This window comes from Thomasclavelia sp. (assembly GCF_017889095.1).
GTDB lineage: Bacteria > Bacillota_I > Bacilli_A > Erysipelotrichales > Coprobacillaceae > Thomasclavelia.
Genome location: NZ_JAGHEW010000391.1, coordinates 1 through 15,276 on the forward strand (window position 1 = coordinate 1; position 15,276 = coordinate 15,276).

General features: G+C 29.6%; 17 protein-coding genes and 1 pseudogene. 5 read left to right on the forward strand and 13 right to left on the reverse strand.

Features of this window, described 5'->3' with window-relative positions; all coding sequences use genetic code 11:
• The 6 genes and pseudogenes from J7M77_RS16520 to J7M77_RS16545 all read right to left on the reverse strand — a co-directional run.
• Positions 1-956 (reverse strand): annotated as a pseudogene (locus tag J7M77_RS16520) (DNA translocase FtsK); the annotation flags it as partial.
• A gap of 79 nt (positions 957-1,035) precedes the next feature.
• The gene (locus J7M77_RS16525) at positions 1,036-2,730 is read right to left on the reverse strand and encodes a ribonuclease J (RefSeq protein WP_296880557.1); all 1,695 of its coding nucleotides are present in this window, start codon (positions 2,728-2,730) and stop codon (positions 1,036-1,038) included.
• Positions 2,731-2,955: 225 nt separating this feature from the next.
• Positions 2,956-4,014: an aspartate kinase gene (locus J7M77_RS16530; protein ID WP_296880559.1), complete on the reverse strand. Its 1,059-nt coding sequence runs from the start codon at positions 4,012-4,014 to the stop codon at positions 2,956-2,958.
• The gene (locus tag J7M77_RS16535; protein WP_296880561.1) at positions 4,007-4,597 is read right to left on the reverse strand and encodes a dipicolinate synthase subunit B; all 591 of its coding nucleotides are present in this window, start codon (positions 4,595-4,597) and stop codon (positions 4,007-4,009) included. The genes J7M77_RS16530 and J7M77_RS16535 overlap by 8 nt, the downstream gene beginning before the upstream one ends.
• Positions 4,584-5,333, reverse strand: coding sequence for an NAD(P)-dependent oxidoreductase (locus J7M77_RS16540; protein WP_296880562.1), 750 nt, complete (start codon positions 5,331-5,333; stop codon positions 4,584-4,586). The genes J7M77_RS16535 and J7M77_RS16540 overlap by 14 nt, the downstream gene beginning before the upstream one ends.
• Before the next feature lie 62 nt (positions 5,334-5,395).
• Positions 5,396-5,713: a hypothetical protein gene (locus J7M77_RS16545; RefSeq protein WP_296880564.1), complete on the reverse strand. Its 318-nt coding sequence runs from the start codon at positions 5,711-5,713 to the stop codon at positions 5,396-5,398.
• Positions 5,714-5,820: 107 nt separating this feature from the next.
• On the opposite strand from J7M77_RS16545, the gene J7M77_RS16550 reads away from it, so the two are divergent.
• Positions 5,821-6,345 (forward strand): hypothetical protein, encoded by a 525-nt coding sequence (locus tag J7M77_RS16550; protein ID WP_296880566.1) that lies wholly within the window; start codon positions 5,821-5,823, stop codon positions 6,343-6,345.
• A 99-nt stretch (positions 6,346-6,444) separates the two neighbouring features.
• On the opposite strand, the gene J7M77_RS16555 is transcribed toward J7M77_RS16550, so the two are convergent.
• Positions 6,445-6,999: a DJ-1 family glyoxalase III gene (locus J7M77_RS16555; protein ID WP_296880567.1), complete on the reverse strand. Its 555-nt coding sequence runs from the start codon at positions 6,997-6,999 to the stop codon at positions 6,445-6,447.
• Between the two features lie 200 nt (positions 7,000-7,199).
• On the opposite strand from J7M77_RS16555, the gene J7M77_RS16560 reads away from it, so the two are divergent.
• Genes J7M77_RS16560 through J7M77_RS16570 form a run of 3 tightly spaced genes read left to right on the forward strand, consistent with a single transcriptional unit; the run spans position 7,200 to position 9,773 of the window.
• Positions 7,200-7,808 carry an ECF transporter S component gene (locus tag J7M77_RS16560; protein WP_296880569.1) on the forward strand — a complete coding sequence of 203 codons (609 nt, stop codon included), beginning with the start codon at positions 7,200-7,202 and terminating at the stop codon, positions 7,806-7,808.
• A gap of 1 nt (position 7,809) precedes the next feature.
• The gene (gene coaBC, locus J7M77_RS16565) at positions 7,810-8,997 is read left to right on the forward strand and encodes a bifunctional phosphopantothenoylcysteine decarboxylase/phosphopantothenate--cysteine ligase CoaBC (RefSeq protein WP_296880571.1); all 1,188 of its coding nucleotides are present in this window, start codon (positions 7,810-7,812) and stop codon (positions 8,995-8,997) included.
• Positions 8,991-9,773 (forward strand): type III pantothenate kinase, encoded by a 783-nt coding sequence (locus J7M77_RS16570; RefSeq protein ID WP_296880572.1) that lies wholly within the window; start codon positions 8,991-8,993, stop codon positions 9,771-9,773. The genes coaBC and J7M77_RS16570 overlap by 7 nt, the downstream gene beginning before the upstream one ends.
• A 22-nt stretch (positions 9,774-9,795) precedes the next feature.
• On the opposite strand, the gene J7M77_RS16575 is transcribed toward J7M77_RS16570, so the two are convergent.
• The 5 genes from J7M77_RS16575 to J7M77_RS16595 form a co-directional block, all read right to left on the reverse strand.
• Positions 9,796-10,491: a DUF421 domain-containing protein gene (locus J7M77_RS16575; RefSeq protein ID WP_296880574.1), complete on the reverse strand. Its 696-nt coding sequence runs from the start codon at positions 10,489-10,491 to the stop codon at positions 9,796-9,798.
• A gap of 53 nt (positions 10,492-10,544) precedes the next feature.
• A complete protein-coding gene (locus J7M77_RS16580) occupies positions 10,545-11,054 on the reverse strand; it encodes a flavin reductase (protein WP_296880575.1) in 510 nt (169 codons plus the stop codon).
• Positions 11,055-11,101: 47 nt separating this feature from the next.
• The gene (gene malQ / locus J7M77_RS16585; protein ID WP_296880576.1) at positions 11,102-12,514 is read right to left on the reverse strand and encodes a 4-alpha-glucanotransferase; all 1,413 of its coding nucleotides are present in this window, start codon (positions 12,512-12,514) and stop codon (positions 11,102-11,104) included.
• A 1-nt stretch (position 12,515) separates the two neighbouring features.
• Positions 12,516-13,157 carry a lactate utilization protein gene (locus J7M77_RS16590; RefSeq protein ID WP_296880577.1) on the reverse strand — a complete coding sequence of 214 codons (642 nt, stop codon included), beginning with the start codon at positions 13,155-13,157 and terminating at the stop codon, positions 12,516-12,518.
• A gap of 161 nt (positions 13,158-13,318) precedes the next feature.
• Positions 13,319-13,648: a metalloregulator ArsR/SmtB family transcription factor gene (locus tag J7M77_RS16595; protein ID WP_296880578.1), complete on the reverse strand. Its 330-nt coding sequence runs from the start codon at positions 13,646-13,648 to the stop codon at positions 13,319-13,321.
• A gap of 94 nt (positions 13,649-13,742) precedes the next feature.
• Here J7M77_RS16595 and J7M77_RS16600 point away from each other — a divergent pair, with 94 nt between their 5' ends.
• On the forward strand, positions 13,743-14,264 hold the full coding sequence (locus tag J7M77_RS16600; protein WP_296880588.1) for a cysteine hydrolase family protein: 522 nt from the start codon (positions 13,743-13,745) through the stop codon (positions 14,262-14,264).
• A gap of 13 nt (positions 14,265-14,277) precedes the next feature.
• On the opposite strand, the gene J7M77_RS16605 is transcribed toward J7M77_RS16600, so the two are convergent.
• Positions 14,278-15,147: a DUF89 domain-containing protein gene (locus tag J7M77_RS16605; protein ID WP_296880590.1), complete on the reverse strand. Its 870-nt coding sequence runs from the start codon at positions 15,145-15,147 to the stop codon at positions 14,278-14,280.
• Positions 15,148-15,276: the final 129 nt, after the last annotated feature.

Genomic DNA, 15,276 nt, shown 5'->3' on the forward strand with positions numbered 1-15,276 from the left:
ATATCACTGATAGTTGCTTTAACTCCAAATTGATTTAAAACATCAGTTAATGTTTTTGCCTTATCAACAGCCGCTTCTTTGTTTCGGTTTGATTTTTTTACTGTAGTATTTTTTAATAAACTTAGTGCCGGTAAATGATAGTCTTTATTTACTGGTTTAACACTTTTAACATCTTCATGAATTTTAGGCTGTTTATCTTTGATTTCTAAAGTCATTGAATCATCATTAAATTCAAATGCAGAAGGAATGTTTTCGTCTTCTTCTAAATGAATTTTAGCAGCTGGTTTTTCTTTAGGTTTTGCTTTTGATTTGCTTTTTTTCGGTTCTTCAAATATTTCTTCAGGAAAAAAGACTTTTTCTTTTTCTTTTTTACGGCCAAAGAAATCAACAAACTTACTTGTATCTTTAGTTTTAGTTTTTTTAGAATCATTTTGCGGTCTATTTTTTAAATACTCAACATAAAATTTACTTCCTAATAAAGCTAAACCAATAATTAAAATAAATCCCGCAGCAATCATTGCTCCTGCTTTATCAAACATCGCACTTAAACAGCCATAAAAAATAGCACCTAAAAAACCGCCACGATTACAAGGAGCTAAAGTAATATACTGATTGATTACTTTAGTTCCAATCATCAAATCATCATTTAGTGATGACATTAATGTTAAAATAGCACCAATAACTAAATATAAGCCAATCGCTCGAGGACCTGTTAATTTAGGCAATTTTGCCTTATAAATCACATATCCTGATAAAAATATAAAGATTACATAACCAATCCCGACAAAATTTCCGATAAGATAGGTACATAAAAAGCTTAACTGCTGACCAATTGGGCCTAATTCCATCGCACTGACAACGATTAAAAATAAAACAATTGTTGCAATAATCCTAGTCTTTAAGGCTTCACTAATTTGTTCTTGCTTTGATTTTTTTGATCGACTTGTTTTTGCCACAGCTTTTCCCTCCTAACTTAACTCAATCATTATAACACATCAAATCCTGGCAAAAAAGAAAAAGCAAGCATAAACTTGCTTAAACTTCAATTATGATTGGTAAAATAACAGGTTTTTTACCAGTTTCTTTAGTAATATATTTATTTGCCTTTTCTTTGATTGTCTGTCTTACTTCTACCGCTTCTAAATTTTCATCTGCCTTCATTTCATCAACGCATTTTTCAGCAATATCAATGATTCCTTTAATGATATATTCAGAATCACGCAAGTAAACAAAACCTCTAGTTTGTACATCAGTATTAGCAATAATTTCTCTTGATTTACTATCGATCGTTAAACCAATAACTACGACACCATCATTAGATAACTGGATACGATCATCGATTACTTTATCACCAACATCACCAACACCAATTCCATCAATCATGATATCATCAACTTCGATTGTATCACGATAATCCTGTAATTTCCCATTAGTAAATGTCAAAATTTCACCATTATCAATAATTCCGACATTTTCTTCTTCGATAGCCATACTTTTAGCTATATCAAGATTAGAAATAAAATGTTGATACTCTCCTTTAATTGGTACAAAATATTTTGGTTTAAAAATTTGAATAATAACTTTAATATCTTCTTGCGAAGCATGCATCGAACATAATTCTTTGTTTTTCAAAACATGGATAGTTGCATCTGTTTTATATAATTCATTAATTGCTTTATTGGCAATCTTTTCCGTTCCTGGAATAACTGGTGAAGCGACAATAAAAGTATCATTTTCATTTAATTTTAAGCATTCATCGCCACCATCAATAATATCTAAAATATCATGATAAATTCGCTGTGGTGTACCGCTTAATAAAACCACTAAATTATCATCAATTCCTTTTTTGCCAATATCAGTTGAAAAGGCAATGATGTTTTTAGGAATTTCAATCACGGCTTTTTTTAAACGTTGACCGATTCTAACGATACTGTTAGTACTGTCATATTTATCACGTCCATAAAAAACTATTTTACGATTATATTTTTTAGTTAATTCGACAATTTCTTTAGTTCTAAAAATATTCTGGGCATAGCTAGTAATAATTATTCTACCTTCACTATCTTCAAAAATATGATCAAGTTTATCTGTCAATTTATGCTTAGGTGATGTATATCCAGCATTTTTAGAATAAGATGATTCACAAAGTAATGCTAATACTCCTTTTTTGCCAATTTCCATCATTTTTTGGATATCACAGCGAAATCCCTCTGGTGCCCCAAAATCAATGATAAATTCACCACTATAAACGATATAACCACCTTCACTCCATAAAGCAACGCCGACACTTCCAGGGATAGAATGTGTAACTGGGAAAAATTCAACTGGTACATCATTAATAATGATTGAATCATTGCGTTTAACTTGAATTAATTCATAATTTAATTTTAAATTATTATGTTTTTTGTATCTTTTTAACATTTGATCAATTAAATCAGCTGTTAATGCTGGCGCATAAACGGGAACACTAATTGTTTCTAATAAATATGGTAATGCCGCCATGACATCATCATGGCCATGAGTTATGATGATTGCAGCGATCCGCTCTTCATTTTCTTTTAAATAATCAAAACTAGGAATAATTATATCAACACCCAGTTTACTTACTTCGGGAAAGCGAAAACCAGCATCAATAATAAATATTTTTTCATCTATTTCGATGCAGTACATACTTTTTCCCATTTCTGCCTGACCACCTAACGGCAATATCTTCACTATTTCTTTCTTCATCGTTACCTCCATTATTATAGTTACTGTTTTTTATATTATTTTAAACTGTAATTTCAATATATTAGCACATTTAATAAGTGTTTACTAATATTTTCTAATCTAATTGTAACAAAATTCTAAGCAAAATTAAATTAATTTAATTTCAATTTTAGTAAAACTATTATTCTATTAATTTACTCTGGCTTTATTATTGCCGATTTTTAGATAATAATTCTAATAAAATACTTAATCACATCTAACAATAACATCGTGTAATAAATTAATATCCTGATGCCAGGATTTTTCATCTATATAATAACTGGCCGTTTCTTTTTGCGAAACGATTGCAAATTGATCTAAAAAATTACGATAAATTTTATCATGATTTAAACCGCAGCCAACAAAATGTACCTTAACATAATTTTTAATAATAAGATAAGGGGTAACTAATTTATCCAGGTCATTTTTATTAACAAAATAATTTTGACCATACTGGTCATAAAGATAATTTAAATCTTTTGATACAATTTCTTTTTCAAAATGAACTAAACAAAAATCAAAATCAATTGACATCGTTTTGATCTTGGTATCGTCGTGATCAATTAATGTTCCGATTTGATTATTTAAATAAGAACTTAATTTAATTTTAAATCCCGGCTTTTTATTTCCTTCTTTTAACGCCTTATAACAAATGATCCGCGCTTTATGCTTTGCTAGATCCATTGCCTGATGGTAGCCAACATGATTTAACAGCTTGGCATCATCAATATATTTAGGATCACCAGTATAAATACCACAAACATCACTATAAAGATAAACCCGATCTAAATTTAGTCTTCTTGCCAGATAGACGGCAGTATAATCACTATCCCCTTTTTCTAAAATCTCGATTTCCATCTGGCGATTAATTCCTTGAAAACCAGGAATAATTACCACATTATATGTTTCTAAATATTTTTTTATTTTTTTAATATCAACATCAACTAATTTTTTGTTTCGTATTTTTAATCCCGACTGATTAGCAGAAAGAGAAATTGCTTTTACTTGATTATCATTTAATTTACTAGATAAAACAACACTGCTAATTATCTCACCACAGCTAAGCAAACGGCTTTGTTCATCATAAGTTATATTTTTTGCCAGTGTTTTTAAAGTATCAGTTGCATAAGGATCATCATAACGTCCCATCGCACTAGTTACCACGATAAGTTTTTTATTCAGCTGTTTTTTAATGATATTAATTGTTTTTTCGATACTTGAATCATCTTTTAACGATGTACCACCGAACTTTAATACCCTATACATCTTTTTTTACCCCGAAAACTGGCTGAAGCTGTTGATTATTTAACGCACTGATCAAAGTCTGGATAACCAGATTTTCATCAAATAACATGCTATTAGGTTTTTTTTGATAATCATCCTGGTACATTGGAACTAAATAAAAATGTTTCGTATTTAATAACTGCATAATATTTTTACCCGAATTACTTAAAGCGTCATTAGTAGCAATCGCTAAAACAACATTATGTTCATTACGAAGCGTTGATTTACAAGCCATCGTTACTGCATTATCATTTATCCCATGAGCTAGTTTAGCGACAGTATTACCACTACATGGCATTACTAACATGATATCTAAAGGTATTTTTGGCCCAAAAATTTCGCTATCAACTACATTATCAATCACACACCGCTTAGCATATTTTTCCAATTTAGCAATTAATTCATTAGCTTGATTAAATCTAGTATCTAATGTTAAGATCTTTTCACTAACAAAAATATATAAATCACATTTAAGTTTAGCTAATTCTTCAATGACTGCTAAAGTTTTTTTCAAAGAACAAAATGAACCGGTAATTCCAATACCAATTTTTTTATTTTCCAGCATGCTTTTCAACCACCCTTTTAATTGCCTGATAAAGAACTAAGCCACTGCTTTGATAAGCGTATTTAGTTGGTAATTGTTTCAATAAATGATACTGATCATCGCGATCTGATAAATGCACACCATAAGGTTTTGATGAAAGATCATATATTTTTGCAGTTGGTTTTTTGGTTTTTAAAATCTTTTTAGTAATTACCGGTTTAGGAATAGTATTAATAATAAAATCATATTCGTTTAAGTTTAAGTGTTTTAATGAATGATATGAATAGCCCTCTTTAACAACTTCATCAAAGTGATGATTATCACGATTGGCAACACTAATCTTCGCATTAAAACGACTTAATTTACTAGCTAGATCTTGACCACAATGACCATAACCTAAAATTAAGATCTTGGAATTTGCAATACTGATTTGATTATCAATAATCATATATGCAATTAACGCCTCATCACTAATATAAGTATTTTCCAAAATAAACTTTTCATCACTATATAAATATTGATAAATAAAACCTTTCAGTTTGCTTAAATAAGTCAAACGCTGATTTTTTAATAACGTTAAAACAATTGCCTGATTTTGAAAATCAACCTGTTCAAAACCGCTGCCATCTTTACCTAGATAAACAAGCTGGCAAGAAGTAAGCATTTTAACATCTGTTTCGATTTGATGACCATCCTGTTTCATTAAATCAGCTAAAACTTTACAGCGATTGTCATTATCTTTAATATAAACTATCATATTCCACCTCTACTATAAAATATGATTTTATTATTAGTTTGTTACTAAGTTGATTGAATTAATCAACTTAGTAAATTTATCCCAATTTCTTCGCATAACAAACCTAAAATAATATCGATCCGTTTTTCTAACTGGCTGATAGCTTTAGTAACTGTTTCTTTTTCATCAATCTTAAAAACCGTTTCTTCAATTAAATAAGTAATCTTGGCAACAAATAATTTATGATCATCTTCATTTACGGAAATATGATAATTTAATTCCAGTTTCCCATCCTGATTATAAACATAATCAACTTGCATTTTAGCCCTTACATCTAATAACTTTTTCACCCCACGTTCGTCTACTAAATTAGCATGAATATTTTTTAATCTGATCTTCAAAGTAAACACCTCCTATATATTATTTATCCCGCTAATTTGATTTTTTCTTTTATTATTTACAATTTTTTTGATTTTTATTAAAATACTTTTTAATTGGAGGAAAAAGAATGTATTTGATCATGTTTTTTATTACCTTGATGCTATCTTTAAAAACATCATGGTTTTATAATAATTTCACTTATTTATCTTATCAAGATGATTTAAGAATCTATTATTTAATCTGGTTAACACTACTTTCATTATTTTTGTTATTTAAAACAATAAAAATATATCGACAGTTTAGTTATTTTAGAAAAAGAGAAATCGGATTAATTGTAATTAGCTTTATTTCCATGTTAGTCGGTGGCTATTTACCCTATCATCTTGATAGTCAAGATCTAACTTCTACTTTACATATTATTTTTTCAATGATATCAACGATCAGTTTATTAATAATAATCCAATTTTTAATTAATCATCTATTAAGTTATGATTTTAATATTTATCAAAAAATATCAGCTAATTATCGCGGTCAATTATTAATTTTAGGGATGTTGATCGTTATGTTTGGCAGTATTAATAGTATCGTTGAATTGTTTTTTACTTTTGTTGTTTTAAATAATCTAGCTAAAATAGAAAAAAGTGTGACTTGAAATCACACTTTTTACAAAGATTTTGAATTTAGCCATTATAATTATCATTCTTTGCAATGGTAATTATACTCTAAATAAACATTAATTGAAAGAAAAAGATTAAATATTTTTACTTAAATAGTTATACTGCATTCCTTCTTTGATATCATCACTGTTATATCCTAACTGTTCTAATAACGTATAACCAAAAGCTAAAGCAGCTGCTGGTCCTTTTCCAGTAACAATATTTCCATCTACCTGAACCAATGCTTCTTGGTAATTAGCACTAGTTAGCTGGGTTTCAAAACCAGGATAACAGGTTACTGTTTTACCAGTAATCACGCCAGCCTTTTGCAAAACAATCGGACCCGCACAAATAGCCCCAATAATTTTATTAGCCTGATTAAATTGTTTTACTAATTCAATGACCCGTGGATCATCTCTTAAATTAGTTGCTCCCGGCATCCCGCCAGGAATAACAATCATGTCATAATCATCTAAATTATTATCATAGACTAAATCCATTTTTATTTTAATCTGGTGTGAGCTAGTCACTTCATCTTCATTCATACCAACCATCGTACATGTAACACCAGCACGACGCATGATATCAACAACACTTAATGCTTCTAATTCTTCAAAACCATTATGAAATAATACGGCTACTTTTTTCATCTGATTTATACCTCCTGAACTTATTTTACCACTTAAACATCTTGATAAGCAATTGAAAAGATTGAATAATTAATAAGATAGTAATATAATAGCTTTGTTATTGGATGAGTATTTAATAGTGACAAGGCACTAATTATCTAATCGCTAATAACAAAATATATTTTAACACCGTATCCATCGTGAACGGTAGTGGAGGTACAATGAAAAATAAAAAAATTAAAGATTTGGTTTTGTATGCAATGTTTATTGCCATTGAGATGCTATTAGTATTTATTCCTTTTTTAGGATACATTCCTATTGGACCATTGCGTGCAACGACATTACACATTCCTGTAATTATCGCTGGAATAATTCTAGGAAAAAAAGGTGGTGCAATCATCGGGTTAGTTTTTGGATTATCAAGTTTATGTTATAATACAATTAATCCAACGATAACTTCGTTTGTCTTTTCCCCTTTTATTAGTGGAAATATTTTAAGTGCGGTTATTGCCATCGTTCCTAGAGTTTTAATTGGCTATGTTTCAGGAATTATTTTTGAATTATTGCAAAAAAAATTTGCACAAAAGAATTTAGGAATAATTATTGCTGGTTTAACTGGTGCTTTAGTAAATACCATTTTAGTATTAGCAGGTATTTATTTTATCTTTGGTCAAAGCTATGCTCAGGCAATTGGTCAAGATTTTAATTTGTTAGTTGCTTATTTAATTGGTATAATAACTACAAACGGTATTCTGGAAGCTATCGTCGGAACTGTGATTGCTTTATTTGTTTGCCAGCCATTATTAATATATACAAAGAAAGGAAGTTAACATGAAAACAATTGTTGTTGGAGTGAGCGGTAGTATTGCTGCCTACAAAGTTTGTGATTTACTGCGTGCTTTAAAAAAATTAAATTATGACTTAGAAGTTATCATGACGAACAATGCGACTAAATTCATTAGTCCATTAACCTTGGGTTCGCTCATTAATAAACCCGTTTTAATTGATGATTTTGATGATGAAGGCTATCAAATCAAACATATCAGTTATGCTAAAAAAGCGGACTGTTTTGTCGTTGTCCCGGCAACGGCAAATATCATTGGTAAGATTGCCAATGGGATTTGTGATGACATCGTCACTTCAACTTTTATTGCGGCAACTTGTCCAAAATTAATTGCTCCAGCAATGAATGTTAATATGTATGATAATTTAGCTACCCAGCGCAATATTGAAAGATGTAAAACGTATGGGATCAAATTTGTCGAACCGGGTTACGGTTTATTAGCTTGTGGTGATTTAGGTCGTGGTAAATTAGCAGACATTGATGATATTATCACAATGATCGAATATTGCTTAAATCCTAAACCGTTAAAAAATAAACATTTTTTAATTACAGCTGGACCCACTCAAGAAGCTATCGATCCAGTTCGTTATATCACTAATCATTCAAGCGGTAAAATGGGATATGCTTTAGCTAAACAAGCCTTTTGTTTAGGTGCTCGAGTTACTTTAATTAGTGGTCCTACTAATTTAAAAGTACCTTATGGAATAAAATGCATCAATGTTACATCAGCTAAAGATATGTTTAGGGCAGTAAAAGAAAACTACCAAAACAATGATTTTATTATTAAAGCTGCTGCAGTCGGTGATTATCGTATTAAAGAAATTGCCAGTGAAAAAATCAAGAAAAAAGATGATAATTTAGTTTTAGAGATGGTTAAAAACGATGATATCTTGCAATATCTAGGAAATCATAAAACTAATCAAATTATATGTGGTTTTGCTATGGAAACAGAAAATTTAATTAATCATGCCAAAGAAAAATTTATTAAAAAGAATTGTGATCTTTTAGTGGCTAATAACCTAAAAGATGAAGGAGCTGGATTTAGTAAAGATACAAACAAAGTTACTTTAATTACTAAAGATAAAATCGAAGAAAAAGAAATAATGTCAAAAGATGATGTTAGTAAAATGATTTTAACAAAATTAATGGAAATTGAGGAGGAACGAAAATGTTAGTAGTAATTGATATTGGCAATACTAATATTACAATGGGATTGTTTGATCAAGATCAAATTGTCGGTAACTACCGTTTAACCACTAAATTAGATAGAACTTCTGATGAATATGGTTTTATGCTTTTAAGCTTTTTATCAGCATCAAATATTGCTGTAGAACAAATCGAAGATGTAATCATTGCATCAGTTGTGCCAAAGATCATGTATTCGTTTAATAACTCAATCAAAAAATATTTTCATAAAGAACCAATTAATATTGGACCGGGGATCAAAACGGGAATTCGTATCAAGATCGATAATCCTAAAGAATTAGGCGCTGACCGTTTGGTCGATGCTGCTGGAGCATTTTATATTTATGGTGGTCCTTGTTTAGTAATTGATTTTGGTACGGCAACAACTTTTGATATTATTAATGATCACGGGGATTTTCTAGGCGGTGTCATTGCCCCTGGTATTGGTACAAGCGCCAATGCTTTATCTAATCAGGCAGCCAAATTACCAGAAATTGAAATAAAAAAACCAAGCAAGATTATTGGTAAAAATACTGTTTCTAGTATGCAGGCGGGAATTGTCTATGGTTATATCGGATTAACTGAAAATATCATCTGTGCTTTAAAAACTGAATATGGAGATAATTTAAAGGTTATTTCTACTGGCGGTTTAGGACGGATCATCTTTAATGAAACTGATTTGATTGATGTTTATGATCGTGATCTAACTTTTAAAGGTTTAAAGATCATTTATGATAAATATAAAAAAAATAATTCCAAAATATAAAAGTTGTGATCATTCACAACTTTTAATTATATCTTTTTTCAATATTATTTTTAGAATATACCAAAATATTATTGTTATCTTGTTGATACATTAAGATAATTTTATCTAATTTTAAATTTAAAACTGTTAATTCATGGTTGATCCAATTAATATCACGATTTATCAGTTTTAAATTTTCATTTAAAATAACACCCTCCTTGATCAGCAAGACTGGTAATTTTTCATTATTAGTCTTCGTTTTCAAATCCTTTAAAACAGTTGGTCGATATTGTGTTTTAGGATTAAAACTTAACGTACCATTAGTTTCTAAAATAACTGTATCTAACTGCGATAAATCAAAATAACCATTAATTCGACATTGCATCAAAAACTCATCTAAATCTAGTTTTGCTTTTTTTAATTCTTGATTATAGATTTTATTGTTTTCATATAGAATAACCGGATGACCATCAATGATATCTCGCATTTTTAAAGAGCTACCTGCCATTTTCGATAAACCAATGATCACTATTGCATATACTAACATGGCAATCAATGGTGGTAATAAATTCTTAAAGCCGCTTAAAGCTAATTCACTGGCAATACTGCCAATGGTGATCCCATTGATATAGTCATACATATTTAATTGACTGACTTGACGATAGCCCATTAATTTAGTAATAATAAACAAAATGATCAATGATATTAACGGAACAATAATTAATTCTATTAGTTGCATATTCTCACCATTGTAATTATTGCCTTAAATAAAAAAAATAAACGAAAAAGAATTTAATCTTTTTCGTTTACATAAATAGCTTCAATTTCCCCAATATAAAGATAATGATAATCTTTAGCTGGATAATTTTTTTGATCTAACGAAGAATCGATAAAACTATCAGGTTCAATTTTACCACGATATAGCTTTTTACAAACTAGACACATCGTTCCTTGTTTAAAGGTTGGCTGATCATCAACCATTTCAAGATCAAATTTAACTTCCGCAATTTTATCACCATCACGACCAGATTTACTACCTAAAACCCCTAATTCTTTTTTATATCCTTTAAAACAAGTAATCGTAAAATAATCACTTTGATCAACAAATTCACGGGTATATCGTTGTGGACGAATATAGACAGTAGCTACATTTTTATTCCAAATAACACCTAGACCGCCCCAAGAAGCAGTCATTGTATTAACCCGGTCACCATTTTTAGCGCTAATTAATAGCCAATCTTTACCAATTGTGGTAAAAGGATTTAAGTTAATATCTTCAATTGCAATTTTTTTATAACTCATTTAAACTCACCCCTATTTATATACTATATGTAAGAAAATTTAAAATATTAGCTATTTTTTAATTGTTTAAATAAAGCTAATCCTTTACTTACTTCATCGATTGAACTAACCCGATAAGTCCAGTTAGTATCATTAACGACCCCTGGAACATTAAAACGCTGATCGTTTCCAACTTCCAGTAAATCCCAAATTGGAATAATTACATCACTGGCATCACTATGCAAACAATATTTTAAAACTGCTAAATTTAATGGTAACTGATTAGATACAACTGTTTCTAATTTAGCTTTATCTTCATCATTTAAACCATCGACCCAGCCTTTAATTGTTTCATTATCATGAGTTCCTGAATAAAAATAGGCATTTTCTAAATTATCATAACCATCATTTAGCATAAACTGAAATACTTTCATTCCTTTTAAATGATAATGATCTTTTAATTCAATAACTTCTGGTCTTAAATAACCCAGATCTTCAGCTACTAATTCAACATTTCCTAATTTTTCATAAATTGTATCAAATAAAGCATAACCAGGAGCATAGCGCCACATTCCTTCCATGGCTGTTTTAGCACTGGCAGGAATATCCCAATAAGAATCAAAAGCTCTAAAATGATCAATTCTCGTAATATCGAAAATTTGACTTGCCCAGCCAATTCGATTAATCCAGAATTTAAAATCATGTTTTTCTAAATATTGCCAATCATAGATTGGATTGCCCCAATATTGACCAGTTGGACTAAAATAATCAGGTGGTACTCCGGCAACACTAGTTGGATAACCTTCTTCATTTAATAAAAATGACTGATTATCAAGCCAAACTTCAACTGAACCATGATCTACATAAAAAGGCATATCCCCAATGATCTTGATTCCTTTTTCATTGGCATATTTTTTTAAATTAAACCATTGTTGATAAAAAATAAACTGAACAAATTGATAATAACCAATTTGATTAGTATATTTTGTTAGATTAACCTGATGATTCTTAGGATAATTTTTGAATTCATTATCCCAGCTAGCCCAATCATAACTGTCATTAACATTTGCAAAAGTGCAAAATACAGCAAAATCAAATACCCATGGACATTGTTTTAAAAATTGCCAGTATGCCTGATCAGGTTTGAATTTTTGATAAGCTTTAAGTAAATATTGGCGTTTAAACTTTCTAACTTGATCATAACAAACTTGTTTATCTTCCTGATGATATTTAGGTACTTCCTTTAATAAACCAGCTTCTACCAATAAATCTAAATTGATGTAAATTTCATCACCAGCATACGTACTTACCGCCCGATATGGCGAATTTGCCTGGGTTGAAGGATGAAATGGTAATATTTGTAGATAGTCAGCACCACTTTCTTGCAATAAATCAATTACTTTGTAGGCAGTTTTACCTAAATCACCAATACCGTGATTAGAAGGAAAACTAGATAATGGAAATAAAATACCTGTTTGCATCTTAATATCCTAGCTCCTGATTAACAATAATAATTTTAATTCTATCTACATTTCCCTGATATCCTAGTTTTACATAACTACTGCAAATTCTTTCTGGTGACAAACAATCCATGCAAGTTCCGGTTTTAGTACATGGTGTATTTTTATTTAGGCGCACTGCATTGGCCGGTGCACTAACGGTTTTAATATGATCTATCGCTTTAGCTTCACTATCAAAAATCTTATTTTTTCCAGCAATCACAATAACTTCTTTTGGTCCATAAATCATTGCTGCTACTCGATTGCCATTACCATCAACATTATATAAACAGCCATCAGTAGTAAGTGCATTGGTACTAGTAATAAACAAATCACTAGTAAATGCTTTTCTAAAAATTTCTTGCATTTCTTCACGATCTAACCCCTCTTGATAACGATCGTGTAAAATGACGTCAGATTGATGAATCTGATCGATCACTCCAGTTTCAAACAAGGTCATCGAACCACCTAATGAAACTGTTTTTTGATTACATAAATACTTTTTTAATAACTCATGTAATTCATTAAAATCTTCAACAAATGTAAGCTGCATATTATTTTTTGCAAACGCTTTGATCATGTTGTTTTGTTTGATTTTAATGATCGTTTGTAAGTTTTTATCCATCAAAGCCCTTCCTTTCTTTTCCACTAATTTATTATATTATTAAAAAATCAGAAAATCAATAAAGCAAATTATCTTAAAAGGCACATTATTCACATTTTATTCACAATGTGAACAAAACGTGAATAAAAAGATAGGCTTAATACCTATCAATGAATTAGATGTTATCTTCTTGTATGCATGATATGCTGGTACCCAGCTTCAAAAATTTGTTTTACATGATCATCATCTAAAGAGTAATACATTGATTTGCCATCACGTCTGGATTTAACTAATTTAGCTTGTTTTAAAACCCGTAATTGATGTGAAATTGCCGATTGAGTCATATTTAAAGTCATTGCCAGATCATAAACGCACAGTTCTGATTTTATTAAAGCATCAATTATTTTAATTCTTGTATTATCACCAAAAACTTTAAACAATTGAGCCACATCATTGAGGGCTTCTTCATTTGAAATATTATTTTTTTCTTTTTTATCTATAGTATTGCTCATAATTTTCCTTTCCGTTATCGCTATTTATTTGATTATAACTTGAGATATTTACAATGTCAAACGATGATGATAGAATGAAATCAGGAGGTCGGATATGAAAAAATTATTAATTGTAGTCGATTATCAAAATGATTTTGTAACTGGCAGCTTAGGTTTTGAAGATGCTTTAAAGATTGAAGATCGCATCATTAATTTGATCAATCAATATCATCAAAATAATGATGATGTTATTTTTACGCTTGACAGTCATCAAAAAGATTATTTAACTAGTCAAGAAGGCCAGAATTTACCAATTGTTCACTGTATTGAAAATACTAAGGGCTGGCAGTTGTATGGAAAAGTTGATCAGTTAAGTCAAAATGATCTTAAAATAAAAAAACCAACTTTTGGTTCTTTAGAATTAGGTAATTATTTAAAAGATAAAGATTATCAGGAAATCACTTTAGTCGGTGTGGTATCTAATATTTGTGTTATTTCTAATGCGGTGATTGCCAAGGCAGCTTTACCAGAAGCTAAGATCATTATTGATTCTAAAGGTATTGCCAGCAATGATCCTGATTTACAAGCAAAAGCAATTGATATAATGAAAAATCTCCAAATGGAAATACTAGACTAAAATCAGTCTAGTATTATTTATTTGAATTAACTAAACAAACAAGCGACATTGTAGGTACTTTTAAGGTACTGGCAATCAAGTCACATTTAACCATAAAAAGAAAATACAGATTATCTTTATGACAACCATATAGACTTTCATAATTCCCCTGCCCCTTACAAACAACAAGATCTACCTGGTTAAAAACATCCAAAAACTCCGGACTCACTTTATTTAATACCGTTCCAAGTGATCCATCACCATTAGAAACCACAGTAGCTACTTCAGCCATATTCACTTCACTAGCGTCTTTACAAGTAACATCATTGATAATCGGGTAACCACGAGTACCATAATATACGGTTAATTTAGGATTATATTTTTTTATCGTTTTAATTACGTGTTTGTCTAAAACAATTTCCCCACAGTTATCACCTAAATATAATAAAGTATTCGCTTTTAATAATTTATTGATTAGTTCATCTAATTTATCAATTTTTAAAACCATTTCATTACTTTGATCAAGCATTGATAAAAAGATATCTTTATTGAAGGTATGTTTAGCTGAAAAATCAATAATATTGCCAATAATTGCCATTTTAAAAGCTTGTTTTAAAGGATTAGCACTTTGATTGATCATTTCATCTATCTTGGTTTCTAAACTCAAAACTGATTTATTATAATCTTGTTTAATTGCTTCATAAGGGTTAGGACAATTTAAAAATTCAGTAATTATTTGCCAAATCTCCCCCATTATTTCTGGATTGGTTTTTTTCATATCACAGTTTTCTAAATAATTACTAACACGTTTTTTTAATTCAATTTTTTGATCTTTAGGAATTTCTAGAATCTTACTTATTTTATCAACTTGTTTTAAATCACAGCCAAAACAATCATAATGCATTATGTATTCACCTCGTACTTTATTATTATTGTTTTTTCTAGCTTTGTCAATTTATCATATAACTTATAATTATTTTTAATTAAAGTAGTAAAATATTATAATAGATTAAATTCTTATTTACTAAAATAA

Coding starts and splice junctions, on each gene's coding strand:
- J7M77_RS16525 (WP_296880557.1), bottom strand. CDS start 2,730: ATGAAGAAAGAAATAGTGAAGATATTGCCGTTAGGTGGTCAGGCAGAA.
- J7M77_RS16530 (WP_296880559.1), bottom strand. CDS start 4,014: ATGTATAGGGTATTAAAGTTCGGTGGTACATCGTTAAAAGATGATTCA.
- J7M77_RS16535 (WP_296880561.1), bottom strand. CDS start 4,597: ATGCTGGAAAATAAAAAAATTGGTATTGGAATTACCGGTTCATTTTGT.
- J7M77_RS16540 (WP_296880562.1), bottom strand. CDS start 5,333: ATGATAGTTTATATTAAAGATAATGACAATCGCTGTAAAGTTTTAGCT.
- J7M77_RS16550 (WP_296880566.1), top strand. CDS start 5,821: ATGTATTTGATCATGTTTTTTATTACCTTGATGCTATCTTTAAAAACA.
- J7M77_RS16555 (WP_296880567.1), bottom strand. CDS start 6,999: ATGAAAAAAGTAGCCGTATTATTTCATAATGGTTTTGAAGAATTAGAA.
- J7M77_RS16560 (WP_296880569.1), top strand. CDS start 7,200: ATGAAAAATAAAAAAATTAAAGATTTGGTTTTGTATGCAATGTTTATT.
- coaBC (WP_296880571.1), top strand. CDS start 7,810: ATGAAAACAATTGTTGTTGGAGTGAGCGGTAGTATTGCTGCCTACAAA.
- J7M77_RS16570 (WP_296880572.1), top strand. CDS start 8,991: ATGTTAGTAGTAATTGATATTGGCAATACTAATATTACAATGGGATTG.
- J7M77_RS16575 (WP_296880574.1), bottom strand. CDS start 10,491: ATGCAACTAATAGAATTAATTATTGTTCCGTTAATATCATTGATCATT.
- J7M77_RS16580 (WP_296880575.1), bottom strand. CDS start 11,054: ATGAGTTATAAAAAAATTGCAATTGAAGATATTAACTTAAATCCTTTT.
- malQ (WP_296880576.1), bottom strand. CDS start 12,514: ATGCAAACAGGTATTTTATTTCCATTATCTAGTTTTCCTTCTAATCAC.
- J7M77_RS16590 (WP_296880577.1), bottom strand. CDS start 13,157: ATGGATAAAAACTTACAAACGATCATTAAAATCAAACAAAACAACATG.
- J7M77_RS16595 (WP_296880578.1), bottom strand. CDS start 13,648: ATGAGCAATACTATAGATAAAAAAGAAAAAAATAATATTTCAAATGAA.
- J7M77_RS16600 (WP_296880588.1), top strand. CDS start 13,743: ATGAAAAAATTATTAATTGTAGTCGATTATCAAAATGATTTTGTAACT.
- J7M77_RS16605 (WP_296880590.1), bottom strand. CDS start 15,147: ATGCATTATGATTGTTTTGGCTGTGATTTAAAACAAGTTGATAAAATA.